The organism is Alcaligenes sp. YSL9 (assembly GCF_030515105.1).
Lineage (GTDB): Bacteria > Pseudomonadota > Gammaproteobacteria > Burkholderiales > Burkholderiaceae_B > Alcaligenes > Alcaligenes phenolicus.
In genome coordinates this window covers 743,498-755,521 of the sequence record NZ_JALXJU010000002.1, presented here as the reverse complement: position 1 = coordinate 755,521, position 12,024 = coordinate 743,498, and the positions used below count along the sequence as shown (strand labels likewise).

The 12,024-nt window shown below is 56.2% G+C and carries 11 protein-coding genes; 7 read left to right on the top strand and 4 right to left on the bottom strand.

Going from position 1 to position 12,024, the window contains the following annotated elements:
* The 3 genes from lldD to lldP form a co-directional block, all read right to left on the bottom strand.
* Positions 1-1,140 carry an FMN-dependent L-lactate dehydrogenase LldD gene (lldD, locus tag M2Q46_RS11625; protein WP_026484948.1) on the bottom strand — a complete coding sequence of 380 codons (1,140 nt, stop codon included), beginning with the start codon at positions 1,138-1,140 and terminating at the stop codon, positions 1-3.
* Positions 1,137-1,916 carry a transcriptional regulator LldR gene (gene lldR / locus M2Q46_RS11620; protein WP_009462556.1) on the bottom strand — a complete coding sequence of 260 codons (780 nt, stop codon included), beginning with the start codon at positions 1,914-1,916 and terminating at the stop codon, positions 1,137-1,139. The genes lldD and lldR overlap by 4 nt, the downstream gene beginning before the upstream one ends.
* Before the next feature lie 78 nt (positions 1,917-1,994).
* A complete protein-coding gene (gene lldP, locus M2Q46_RS11615) occupies positions 1,995-3,662 on the bottom strand; it encodes an L-lactate permease (protein WP_035271369.1) in 1,668 nt (555 codons plus the stop codon).
* Positions 3,663-4,170: 508 nt separating this feature from the next.
* On the opposite strand from lldP, the gene M2Q46_RS11610 reads away from it, so the two are divergent.
* The 3 genes from M2Q46_RS11610 to M2Q46_RS11600 all read left to right on the top strand — a co-directional run bounded on the left by M2Q46_RS11610 (position 4,171) and on the right by M2Q46_RS11600 (position 6,635).
* Positions 4,171-5,184, top strand: coding sequence for a TetR/AcrR family transcriptional regulator (locus M2Q46_RS11610; protein WP_230940627.1), 1,014 nt, complete (start codon positions 4,171-4,173; stop codon positions 5,182-5,184).
* A 204-nt stretch (positions 5,185-5,388) separates the two neighbouring features.
* Positions 5,389-5,817 carry a hypothetical protein gene (locus M2Q46_RS11605; RefSeq protein ID WP_035271368.1) on the top strand — a complete coding sequence of 143 codons (429 nt, stop codon included), beginning with the start codon at positions 5,389-5,391 and terminating at the stop codon, positions 5,815-5,817.
* 113 nt (positions 5,818-5,930) lie between these two features.
* The gene (locus M2Q46_RS11600) at positions 5,931-6,635 is read left to right on the top strand and encodes a GntR family transcriptional regulator (protein WP_035271366.1); all 705 of its coding nucleotides are present in this window, start codon (positions 5,931-5,933) and stop codon (positions 6,633-6,635) included.
* A 43-nt stretch (positions 6,636-6,678) separates the two neighbouring features.
* On the opposite strand, the gene M2Q46_RS11595 is transcribed toward M2Q46_RS11600, so the two are convergent.
* On the bottom strand, positions 6,679-7,140 hold the full coding sequence (locus M2Q46_RS11595) for an Lrp/AsnC family transcriptional regulator (RefSeq protein ID WP_021447021.1): 462 nt from the start codon (positions 7,138-7,140) through the stop codon (positions 6,679-6,681).
* A gap of 143 nt (positions 7,141-7,283) precedes the next feature.
* On the opposite strand from M2Q46_RS11595, the gene kynU reads away from it, so the two are divergent.
* The 4 genes from kynU to M2Q46_RS11575 all read left to right on the top strand — a co-directional run bounded on the left by kynU (position 7,284) and on the right by M2Q46_RS11575 (position 11,997).
* Positions 7,284-8,534, top strand: coding sequence for a kynureninase (gene kynU, locus M2Q46_RS11590; RefSeq protein WP_009463162.1), 1,251 nt, complete (start codon positions 7,284-7,286; stop codon positions 8,532-8,534).
* A 37-nt stretch (positions 8,535-8,571) separates the two neighbouring features.
* Positions 8,572-9,945, top strand: a complete 1,374-nt coding sequence (locus M2Q46_RS11585; RefSeq protein WP_026484954.1) for an amino acid permease — start codon at positions 8,572-8,574, stop codon at positions 9,943-9,945.
* Between the two features lie 359 nt (positions 9,946-10,304).
* Positions 10,305-11,249 (top strand): hypothetical protein, encoded by a 945-nt coding sequence (locus tag M2Q46_RS11580; protein WP_035271363.1) that lies wholly within the window; start codon positions 10,305-10,307, stop codon positions 11,247-11,249.
* 238 nt (positions 11,250-11,487) lie between these two features.
* Positions 11,488-11,997, top strand: a complete 510-nt coding sequence (locus M2Q46_RS11575) for a TetR/AcrR family transcriptional regulator (protein ID WP_239055079.1) — start codon at positions 11,488-11,490, stop codon at positions 11,995-11,997.
* Positions 11,998-12,024: the final 27 nt, after the last annotated feature.

The window sequence follows — 12,024 nt, the reverse complement described above, 5'->3', positions numbered from 1 at the left end:
TCAAGACTCCTGTACAAGCAGGTCAGAGGTGATCTGGGAAATGCTGCTGACACTGGTCAGTGTCATGGCGACCCGAATTTCTTTTTCAATCAGGCCCAGCAGGTGGTCCACGCCGGATTGCCCGGCGGCGGCCAAGGCATAGATGTAGGCGCGGCCCAGCATGGCAGCGTCGGCACCCAGCGCAATCATGCGCACCACGTCCAGGCCACTGCGGATACCCGAATCTGCCAGAATCTTGATCTGGCCTTTGACGGCATCGGCAATGGCAGGCAGCGCGCGTGCCGAGGACAAGACGCCGTCAAGCTGACGGCCGCCGTGATTCGAGACGATGATGCCATCGGCACCAAAGCGCACGGCATCGCGGGCGTCATCGGGGTCCAGAATGCCTTTGATCAGCATGGGGCCTTTCCAGAATTCGCGTATCCACTCCAGATCCTTCCAGGAAATCGAGGGGTCAAAGTTCGCGCCCAGATAACCCATATAGTCTTCCAGACCCGTAGGCTTGCCTAGGTAGCGCGAGATATTGCCCAGATCGTGCGGGCGACCCAGCAGACCGACATCCCAGGCCCAGCGCGGGTGCATGACAGCCTGTGCATAGCGACGCAGAGCGGCATTCGGGCCGCTCATGCCCGAATGCGCATCGCGGTAACGAGCGCCGGGTACGGGCATGTCTACGGTAAAGACCAGGGTGCTGCAGCCTGCAGCTTGCGCGCGTTCCAGTGCATTGCGCATGAAGCCACGGTCCTTCAGCACATAAAGCTGAAACCACATGGGCCGCTTCAGGCGCGGGGCAACTTCCTCGATCGGGCAGACTGACACGCTTGACATGGTGAAGGGAATGCCATGTGCATCGGCTGCCTGGGCAGCCTGGACTTCACCTCGACGCGCGTACATGCCTGTCAGACCTACCGGGGACAGGGCCACCGGAATGGACAGTTTTTCACCAAACAGCTCAATGCTGGTATCGAGCTGGCTCATGTCCTTCAGGACACGCTGGCGCAGGGCGACATTGGCCAGATCGTCCACATTGCGGCGCAGCGTGTGCTCGGCGTAAGCACCGCCGTCAATGTAGTGGAACAGGAAAGGAGGCAGTCGTTTTTGGGCGGCACGCCGGTAGTCGGTCGAGGAGGAAATAATCATGGCAGAGTCGGGTCGGATAAGACGGAAGGAGGGGTTTGCAGGCGCGCGGCACGTTCGCGGCGTGCAAGGTCTTCGTCAGCCTGAAGAAGGGTGTTGCGTACGTAGCCCAGGTGTTCGTTCACAACGTGGCGTGCTTGAGCGGGATCGCCATCGACAATGGCTTTGACCAGGGCTTCGTGTTGCGCCGTCAGATTGACAATGGTCTCGGGGGAGTCATGCACGAACATGATGATGTCCCGGTTTTGCGTCACGCTGCTGAGCACCAGATCAAACAGGCCCCGCATGACCTGAACCAGCACCAGATTGTGCGAGGCTTCGGCCACGGCCAGGTGAAACTGGGCATCGGCGCGGGCGGACTGCACGGTATCGCCGCTTTGCTGGTAGCGAATCATTTGCTCGAAGCATTGCAGAATCTTGTCCTTGTCTTCGGGCGAGGCGCGCAGCGCGGCGTGCCAGGTGGTACTGCTCTCCAGAGCAATGCGCGCTTCCAGCACGTCGTAACGGTACTGGGGATCGGACAGCATGAGGGCGGCCAGCGGGTCTACCGAGCGCTGGGTCCATTGGGGCGTTTGGGAGGCCAGGTAAGTGCCTGAACCTACCTGACTGCGCAAAATGCCCTGGCTGTTCAGTTGCTGAATAGCCTCGCGCAGCGATGCACGCGACACATTCAATTGGGCTGCCAACGTACGCTCGGCAGGCAGTCTTTGCCCGGCCTTGAAATCGCTGGATTGAATCAGCGCCAGCAATTGTTGGGCAACGTGATCAGAGAGGCGCATAGTTCTTGAGATACCGGAAAAATAAATCTGCAAGGCACGCGTATACGCGCCTTGCAGATGAAGGATGAGGGCGGGCCCTTAGGGAATCATCCAAGGTAACACATAGGCTTGCAGGGTAGTCAGCAGGCCAATCAGAACGGCAAAGATCAAGCTGTGTTTCACGGTAAAGCGGAACAGATCGGATTCTTTGCCGGCCAGACCCACTGCCGCGCAGGCAATGGCGATCGACTGGGGCGAGATCATCTTGCCGGTCACGCCACCTGTGGTGTTGGCGGCCACCATCAGCACTTCAGGCAGACCCAGCTGCTGTGCCGTGGTTGCCTGCAAGGCACCAAACAAGGCGTTGGCAGAGGTGTCGGAACCAGTCAGGAACACACCGATCCAGCCCAGGAATGGCGAGAAGAAGGTGAAGGCTTTGCCGGTGTGAGCCAGGGCCAGCGCCAAAGTTGCGGACAGGCCGGAGTAGTTGGCGATAAAGGCAAAGGCCAGCACCATGCCAATCGAGTAGATCGGTACAGCCAGTTCCTTGAAGGTTTCGCCCAAGGTTTCCACCGCTTTTGCGGGTTTCATCCGCAAAAAGAGGATAGTCAGCAAGGCGGCAATCAGAATGGCGGTGCCGGTGGCAGAGAGCCAGTTAAAGGAGTAGACCGCGCCATACGGAGTGGCCGAGGCCACGACGGGTGGAGCCTTGTCGACCAGATTGTGCAGGAAGGGCACAGGAATGTTCACGATGGTCGACGCCAGCGGGCCATTGGCAGCAAACAAGGCCTTGAAGGGCTGCACACTCCAGATCGTGACCATGGCAGTCAGGATGATGAAGGGCGACCAGGCTTTGATGATGCGGCCAGTGCTCAGCACGGTAGGGGCCTGATCGGCCAGATTGTCCTGAGCAGGCGAGCCTTCCTGTGTTTCAAAACGGAAGATGCGCTTGGGTTGCCACACTTTCAGGAACAGGGTCAGTACAACCAGGGAAACCAGAGCCGAGGTAATGTCCGGCAGCTCGGGGCCAATGTAGTTGGCGGTCAGGAACTGCACCAGCGCGAAGGAGCCGCCACCGACCAGCACGGCAGGCCAGGTTTCCTTGATACCGCGCCAGCCGTCCATGATGGCCATCAGCCAGAACAGCACGATCACCGTCATGAAAGGCAGTTGGCGACCAGCCATCTGGCCGATTTCAAAGGGATCAATACCCGATACCTGACCGGCCACGATGATAGGAATACCCATGGCACCGAACGCCACCGGGGCGGTATTGGCAATCAGGCACAGACCGGCCGCGTACAAGGGGCGAAAACCCAGGCCAGCCAGCAAGGCGGCAGTAATGGCAACGGGTGCACCAAAACCGGCTGCCCCTTCCAGGAAGGCGCCAAAGCAAAAACCCACCAGGATCAGTTGCAGGCGCTGGTCAGGCGTGACGGACAGGATGGAGGCGCGAATGATGTCGAACTGACCGGTCTTGACCGAAATCTTGTACAGAAAAACGGCGGCCACAATGATCCAGGCGATCGGCCACAGCCCATAGAAAAAGCCATACACCACCGAGGCCAGCGCAGTGGAAACCGGCATGCGATAGAAAAACAGGGCAACGCCCAGGGCCAGCAAGACGGTAATCGTCCCTGCCAGATACCCCTTCATGCGCAACTTGGTCAGGGCCAGGAAAAAAAAGATGATCGGAATAAGGGCGATCAGTGCCGACAGCCAGATATTGCCGGTGGGATCGTATTGCTGCAGCCACGCTTGTTGCATGTTGTTCTATCTCCGCAGGAGCAAATGGGAGGCGCTTGTATCGCAAGCGAGCCTGAAGGTCGTTAAATTGGTCTGACCATTTCTTGAGATCGTCAAGAACAGAGCGCATTGTATAGAAAGGATTATTTTATTGAATCTAAGTGTTTACCCTAACAATTCAAGAATAAACAATTTTTTATTCAATTAATTGGTCTGACCAATTTAGGTAAAAAACCAAAAATGAGAGGTGGAACGGGCAGGGGCTGTCACACGGTTTTCAGGCGTGAAAAGTCTCTGTGCCTGACTATTTTTGCCAGGATGGGGCGGGAGGAATCGGGTTACGCTGTTGCTCGTTCAGGTCGATGTCTTGCGACTTCATCAGCAGGAACACTCGCTTTGCAAAAAAATGATATTGAGAATCATTATCGTGGATGTAAACTAGGCTTCTAATTAGTAGAGTTTCATAAATTAAATAAGAGGCAGTGGCAGGTACTACCGCGCTGCTGTCATCAAAAGGGTCAACATAGATATGCCAACCCCTCAGGCGCCCGCGCCACGCGGACGTCCTCCCACCATCACCCGAGCACGGATTGCCGACGCTGGCATTCAGATTGGCCTGCCCAACATCACTTTTGTGGGGGTAGCGGCTGCTTTGGGTGTCAGCCAGATGGCGCTGTACAAGCATGTGGGCAATCTGGAAGGGCTTAAACAACTGGTGGCCGAAGAAATTTTCAGCCGCTGGCAAGTGCCTCGAGCCACGACTCCGGTTCAAGGCAGCCTGGAAGACTATCTGCAGCTGTTCAGTGCGGCGACACAGGCTTTTGTGAAAGCCAATCCGGGCATCACGCCCTATGTGATACGCAGGCTGGTGGCGACTCCTTCCATGCTGGACAAGATCCGGGAGCATCAAGAGCACATTGCCCAGGCTTATGGCGTGTCCTTTGAGCGCTCGCGTTACTTGATGGGAACGGTGGCCTTTCATTGCCTGGCGGTTGCCGATACGGTCTATGCCGTGGCTGGCCGGGAGCCACGTGCAGCCGTGGAACGGGTCGTGGAGGAGGTCGAGATGGAGGGCATATTGCAATTGGGCATGACAGCCCTGATTCAAGGAGCTTTAGCAATGAGTGAGCAAGACATTTCTCCTGACTTTTCCACCCAGTTTCTGGATACATCCGCTTTGCCGATAGCAAGGGTGCGCGAGTTTCCCTTGACCCTGGAGCTGGCCACGCAATGGCTGGACGATATGGAAACCCTGATCAAGGCCGAAAAAGAGTTCGTTCTGGTCTACGAAAGCCTGCCCGATCCTTCCACTCCCGGCGACCCGGAAGGGCGCAAGAAAGCGGTGTTGTGGTTAAAGGCACATCGTGAAGGCTTCGGTCGTTATTGCCGCGGGATTGTGATGATGTGCGATGACCCTGCCAATCTGCCTGCCCTGCAGGAGATGGTGGGGCCTTTGGAAAAGGTCTATCGCGTACCCGGGGGTGTGGCCTCCAGCCCCGACGAGCTGCGCGCTTTCATCCAGCAGTGGGTGACAGCAAGTTAGGACATAACTGACAGTAGTCCATCGCCTGCTAGCGCTTTGCTTCAGGTTTCAAAGCCGCTGCGTCTCCGGGTTGAGAGGCAGCGGCTTTGTTATGGACAATCTTTCGCTGAACTGTACGTGTTTTCCCGTCTAGTCTCGGTTTTCCTTTGGCATGACAATAAAAACATTGTCATAACAATAAGCATTCGTCACAGGAGCAAGTACGTGAAAGATCCACATTGTCATTCCAGTAGCATCCTGGTGGAGCGCCCGGCTAAGGTCGCTTTTGAAATCATGTCCGATGGCATCTTGCAAGGTCAGTGGGCCTGGGGCAGTGCGAATCGCAGCGAAGTGGAACCGGGCCTGTTCAAGGGGACCTCGGTCTTTAGCGGCCAGGAAACCTATGTGCGCCTGAATGTGGATGCAGACCGCTTTCAGGTGGATTACGAGGTGGGCGCCAGCAAGGAGGCGATGCAGTTTCGTAATATGTCGCGTGTTATCCCAGGCGAGGTGCTCAAGCTGGGCGCAGACAAATGTGTAGTGAGCTTGCTGACCTGGCGTTTGGCTACACAAAGCGATGCGGCATGGGAGCAGATTTCCTGTGTCCATGAGGCCGAGATGTTTCTGATCAAAGGCCTGCTGGAACGCGAATAAGAAGATGGCTTACTGGCAGGGGAACCAACGATTTTCTGTTGATACCGCAGGTGGAACACAGCACGTAGGGAGAGCCAGCAGCAGAGTGTCATCAACAGGGATGAGATAAAAAAGTGAGTACAAAACCACTGTATGAGCAGCTTGCCGACAAGCTGACCCGCTATATCCAGGACGGTCGCTTGAAGCCCGGCGACCGCTTGCCTACGGAGGCCGAGCTAGGGGGGATGTTCGGCGTCAGCCGCATCACCGTGCGCCAGGGCCTGGCGATCTTGACGCGCAATGGCTTGATCGAGCGTTTTCCCAGCCGAGGCTCCTTTGTGCTGGAACGCAAGAACACCGGCTCCTGGGAGCTGAGCTCCATCAATGATCTGGTGCAGTTGGGCAAAGACACCACCACCCAGATTGCCAGCTGGGGGCTGGTCGCTCCGCCAGCAGACATTGCTGAGTTTTTCGCTTCCGATGAGCCGGTTTATAAGCTGCAAGCGGTGCGCTACAGGTCAGCGGTGCCCCTTTATTTTGCTGAGAACTACTTGCTACGCTCGATAGGAGAACGTATCGAGCAACAGGCTCTGGAAACACACACCATGGTAGAGATGCTGACTGGCGTGCTGAATGTGCCCATCAAGCATGCGCAAGAAGAGATCAGCATGGCCAACGCGTCGGCAGACATGGCCAAGCAGCTCTGGATCAAGGAGAACCAGGCCGTGATTGTGCAGCGTATTGATCTGTTCAATACCGATAACAAACCGGTGCAAAGCGGCAAGGGCTGGTGGCGCAGCGAGCATTTCAAGCGACGCTTCAAACTGAACTACGACTAAGCCCGCGGCCTGGCACCTGGCCAGACCTTGCCGGTATGCTGGTTTACACAGGCAAGCGTTGCCCCTTGGCCTTGATGCAAGACAGCACGATCTGCGAATGGATCTTGGTGACGCCGCGCAGCGTGTTGAGCTTGTGAATGACAAAATTGGAAAAAGTCTCGAAGTTGCGCGTGCGTATGTGCAGCATGTAGTTCGCCTGCCCGGTCACGATGTAGGCATGGAGCACTTCATCCATGGTAGCCAGTGCCTTGCTCAGGTACTGATGCTCGCTCTCGTTGAGCTGCCCGATATTCACTTCCACAAAGGCTTCAATGGCAAAGCCCAGTTTGCCTGCGCTCAAGTTGGCGCTGTAGTTTTCGATGAAGCCTTCCTGCTCCAGAATCTTTACGCGCCGGTGGCAGGAGGAGGGCGAAAGGGCTACCAGGTCAGCTAGTTCCTGGTTGCTGAGCCTGCCGTTGTCCTGTAAAAGACGCAGGATTTTCAGGTCTGTCTCATCTAGTCTCATATTTTAGAATTTTCTATGAAAAAGGTTTTTAAAAACCGAATTTTCTTCCAGTATTAATCATAATCTTCATCGCTTTGGAATAATTTACCAGAGGCTCGGTGCTAGACTAAATAGCTTAAAAAGCAGAATCGAGGAGCATGAATATGATTACCTTGCAGCAATGCGAGCAGTGGGATCAGGCCGATGAACTGGCTGCCTTCAAAGCCAAGTTCGACCTGCCACCCAACACGATTTATCTGGACGGGAATTCGCTGGGCGCCATGCCCCGACACGCCATGGAGCGCGCCCAGGAAGTTATTGCTCAGGAATGGCGTACCGACCTGATCAATAGCTGGAACAAGGCAGGCTGGTGGACCTTGCCCGTGCGTCTGGGCGACCAGATGTCGCCCCTGATCGGTGCCGGTCAAGGTGAAACCATCGTCAGCGACAGCACCTCGGTCAATCTGTTCAAGGTGCTGGCTGCCGCCGTCAATTTGCAAAAAGAGCGCCATCCGGAAAAGAAAGTGATCCTGGCCGAGCGTGATTCCTTCCCTACGGATCTTTACATCATTGAAGGGTTTAACGCCTTCTTTGGCAAAGACTATAGGCTTGAACTGATTGATGACCCGGCAGACCTGCAAACAGCCGTCAATGATGAAACCGCTGTGGTGGTGCTGTCCCATGTGAATTACCGCACGGGTTACTTGCACGATATGCAGGCGACCAACCGCCTGGTGCATGAACACAATGGCCTGTTGATCTGGGATTTGTGCCACTCCGTGGGTGCCTTGCCTATCGAGCTGAAAGACAGCGAGTCCGACTTTGCCATTGGCTGCACCTACAAGTACCTGAACGCCGGTCCGGGTGCCCCGGCCCTGCTGTGGGTGAACCCCAAGCTGATGGGCCAGATCAGCCAGCCCTTGTCGGGCTGGTGGGGCCACAAGCACCCTTTTGCCATGAGCCCGTCATATGAAGCCGCCAACGGTATCGAGCGTTTCTTGTGCGGTACTCAGCCCATTGTTTCCTTGAGCCTGGTGGCTTGCGGTGTGGACGTGTTCCTGCAAACCGACCTGCAGGCAGTGCGCCGTAAGTCCCTGGCGCTGACGGACTTGTTCATCGCGTTGGTGGAACAGGAATGTGCGGAATTTGGCCTGCGTCTGGTGACTCCACGCGATCACCACTACCGTGGCAGCCATGTCAGTTTTGCCCATGAGCAAGGCTATGCCGTGGTGCAGGCCCTGATCGCCCGTGGTGTGATTGGGGACTACCGCGAGCCTGAAGTGATGCGCTTTGGTGTTACGCCCTTGTATCTGTCTTTTGTGGATATTTGGCAGGCTGTGCAGCATATCAAGGCGGTACTGACCGATAAGGAATGGGACAAGCCCGCCTATAAAACACGCTCCAAGGTGACCTGATCAGGCTGATATAAAAAATAAGCATAAAGGAGGAGACATGAGCCGATTTGAGCAAATACAATCGCGCGAAGCCGGGCTGCATAAAAAACTGAGCGCCCGCCAAATGAGCATGATTGCGATCGGGGGCGCCATCGGTACCGGCTTGTTCCTGGGCAGCAAATTTGCCATTGGCTTTGCTGGTCCCGGCGTTGTACTGAGTTATGTGATTGGCGGCTTCATTGCTCTGGTCCTGATGGGCTGCCTGGCCGAGATGACGGTGGAACACCCCACATCGGGCTCTTTTGGAGCCTATGCGGAGTTCTATATTCATCCGCTGGCTGGGTTCCTGGTGCGCTACAGCTATTGGGCCTGCATTGTTCTGGCCGTGGGCACCGAGGTGACGGCGGTGGCGGACTATATGAAGTTCTGGTTCCCGGACGTCTCACCCTGGATCTGGATCGCCTTTTTCTCGGCCGTGCTGATTGCCGTCAATGCCTACAGCGTCAAGGCTTTTGGCTCGGTGGAGTACTGGTTTGCCCTGATCAAGGTGTTCGCCATTATTGCGTTCATCGTGCTGGCCATTGGCATGTTGACGGGCTATTACAAGCCCGCACAGGTGCAGGAAAACCTGTTTGGCCAGGGTGGCTTCATGCCCAATGGCTGGTATGGGGTGTGGGTAGGGGTGATCATTTCCATCTTCAGCTATCTGAGTATCGAGATGATTGCCGTGGCGGCGGGCGAGGCAGAAAACCCCGAGCAAGCCGTGCGCCAGGCCTTCAAGGCCACCATCTGGCGCTTGATCATTTTCTACCTGCTGTCCTTGTCGCTTATCGTGATGCTGGTGCCTTGGCAGGTGCTGGTAGCGGAAGGCACAACCAGTCCTTTCATTACGGTGATGCAGTCCGTCGGCATTCCCTATGCAGACAGCATCCTGAACTTCATTGTGATTATTGCGGCCTTGTCGGCCATGAACAGCATGCTCTATATCTCGACCCGCATGATGTTCAGCCTGTCGCGTGCCGGTGATGCGCCCGCTGCGCTGGGCAAGGTGGCGCGCAATGGTGTGCCCTTGAATGCCCTGGCTTTATCGGCCAGCGGTGTGGCCGTGGCCGCAGTGGTGTATGCCAACAATCCGGAAACCGCCTTTCCGGTGATGATTGCCCTGTCCATGTTTGGCGCCTTGTTCACATGGGGCATGATCTTCCTGACTCATTTGTTCTTCCGCCGCCGCGTGGCACAGGACGGTGTGCAGCTACGTTTTCGTATGCCGGCCTATCCCATCGGCACCTTGCTGGGCTTGATTGGCATTGTGGCGATTTTGGTGACTACCTGGTTCATCAATATCTTTCACTACACCTTGCTGTTTGGTGTGCCGTTCCTGCTTGCCTTGGTCGTGATTTACTTTGTACGAGGCGCTCGTAAGGCTGCCTGAGTGATCTGACTTTCTGGCTCTGTTTGAACAAGCCCCTGCCTTGGCAGGGGCTTTTTTTTGCAGCGTGCGTTTCAAGAAGCTCGTCCTGTCGGATAACAGCGGGAGCGTAGTGATGTTGAGGCGTGTGTGTCTGAACAGGCAAGGATGCGGTGTGGGGCCGGTTTGATCCTTGTCAGCCTTGTGGATTGCGGAGAATCGATTCAATAAAAATGTGTATTATTTGAGACTATTATGTGTCATTTGGTATTGTGATTGCTCAAGAAGGCCACTGTCAGTCGTTCTGGGCCGCTGTTCTTTGTTGGGGGCGGCCAGGGCCGCGAGTGCTTGGGAGGAAAACTGTGAACCGTCATGGAAAGCGCATGACTCATCCACGTGAGTTGCGTCAATCGAATCGCAAAGCCTTGCTGGGCCCTGGCGCGGATGCTGCTTTTAGCAGCTTGGCGGCGCCCGAGATTCGGCAGCGCGTGCTGCTGGCCCATTGGGTGGCCCATAGCCGGGACAAGACCCAGCAGTACTTGGGTTTCCCCTTGGGCCGCATCATGCTGCAGCGCTGGATGCACAGCAAAGCTGGCAGCCGTCGGATCGAGGCGTTTGGCCTGCCGCGTCATATCGTCCATGAAACCTTGGGGGAGCAGGCTTTAACCCTGCATGTGAACCCGCGAGAGCTGATCCGCATGGCCATTCAGGCGCCTCGCAAAGAGGAAAAACGGCCGTCCTCCCTGGCCTTTATCTGGGAGGGAAGCTGGGACCAGCGGCGTGAGGATTTGCGCGTCGGAACGCGTTACTCCCTGATCAGCGATCTGGATGAAAACCGGCATCAGCTGGAACAAACGGCGCGTTTCAAAAAGCTGATGAAGCGTATTGAACAGGGCAATCCTTGGGAGTCGTATCAGCAAGGTGTATTTCTGGATACGCCGGAAAAGATTATTGAGTACCTGCGCATTTACCTGGGTTTTCTGGACGATATGGCTCGTGATGGCTTTGATCCCAGGCGCGGCAAAGATGCCTTGGGTGTGGTGATCTCCCGTGATGGCCGTATTCTGAAAATTAATCGTGGTCTGCACCGATTGGCCATGGCCCAGAGGCTGGGCCTGCCTAGCGTACCCGTGCAGGTACGCCATGTGCATCGCTTCTGGTGGGATCGGGTCACTGCCGGGGCCACGGGCGAGCTGGCCTTGCACCGGATGCAGCAAGCCTTGCGCCGCTGCGTGCCGGAAACCCGGCCCGGCCCTTTGGATCTGGATCCGGATACCTTGCTGACAGATGCTTTCTGGCCGGCTCCGCGTGCCGGTCTGAGCGTTTAAAAAATCACCTGCATAGTCATTATTCCATGGGTGAAATACGGTTTCTCAATGAATGACGTTACACTAGCGCACGCTCCACCCAGGTAGCGTGCCTGTTCGTTTTCCTGATCTCCAGTGGTGCCAAACAAGAAGACCGATTCGCAGCGATCTGGCAATAGCCCGTGCCCGATCCAGTCCTGTATTACCTAGGGGAAAAATTATGACTGCAGCAAAGCCTCGGCCTCGCGAGGAATTGCTATTGCGCCTTGTAAGCGCTTTGGCTGACCAGCCGCGGGCGTCCATGGGGCAATTGGCCGGTCTGGTGGGCTTGAGTCGTGCAACCCTGTGCCGCTACTTCCCGTCTCGCGAAGCCATGATGATGGAGATCTTCCAGGAAGGGGTAAATAGTGCGGAGCAGGCTATTGAACGCGCCCGTCTGTGCGAGGGAAGGGCACAAGAAGCCATTCAACGACTAATCCAGGAACTGCTGCCTATTGTGGATCTGTACATGTACGTTGAGCTGCAGTTGCAGGTAGAGGAGTATTCCACGGCCCGCAGTGAAGCGGTACGAGAGGCGTTGATTGAGCAGTTTCAACAATGGCAGGAAAGCGGGGACTTGCGGCGCGATCTGGCGGCCAGTTGGTTATGCGAGTCCTTGTTTGCCTTGCTGGGCAAGGCTGCCAGGCTGATTCGAGCTGGCCGTCTGGCCCGCCATGATGCACCCCATAATGTGTTTGTCCTGCTGTGGAGCGGCATCGTTCATCCCTGATCGGGACCGGAAAACCAGGCCTTGTGC

Excerpts from the sequence above, each read along its gene's own strand:
- M2Q46_RS11610 (WP_230940627.1), top strand. The coding sequence starts at position 4,171 with ATGCCAACCCCTCAGGCGCCCGCGCCACGCGGACGTCCTCCCACCATC.
- kynU (WP_009463162.1), top strand. The coding sequence starts at position 7,284 with ATGATTACCTTGCAGCAATGCGAGCAGTGGGATCAGGCCGATGAACTG.
- lldD (WP_026484948.1), bottom strand. The coding sequence starts at position 1,140 with ATGATTATTTCCTCCTCGACCGACTACCGGCGTGCCGCCCAAAAACGA.
- lldR (WP_009462556.1), bottom strand. The coding sequence starts at position 1,916 with ATGCGCCTCTCTGATCACGTTGCCCAACAATTGCTGGCGCTGATTCAA.
- M2Q46_RS11580 (WP_035271363.1), top strand. The coding sequence starts at position 10,305 with ATGACTCATCCACGTGAGTTGCGTCAATCGAATCGCAAAGCCTTGCTG.
- lldP (WP_035271369.1), bottom strand. The coding sequence starts at position 3,662 with ATGCAACAAGCGTGGCTGCAGCAATACGATCCCACCGGCAATATCTGG.
- M2Q46_RS11585 (WP_026484954.1), top strand. The coding sequence starts at position 8,572 with ATGAGCCGATTTGAGCAAATACAATCGCGCGAAGCCGGGCTGCATAAA.
- M2Q46_RS11595 (WP_021447021.1), bottom strand. The coding sequence starts at position 7,140 with ATGAGACTAGATGAGACAGACCTGAAAATCCTGCGTCTTTTACAGGAC.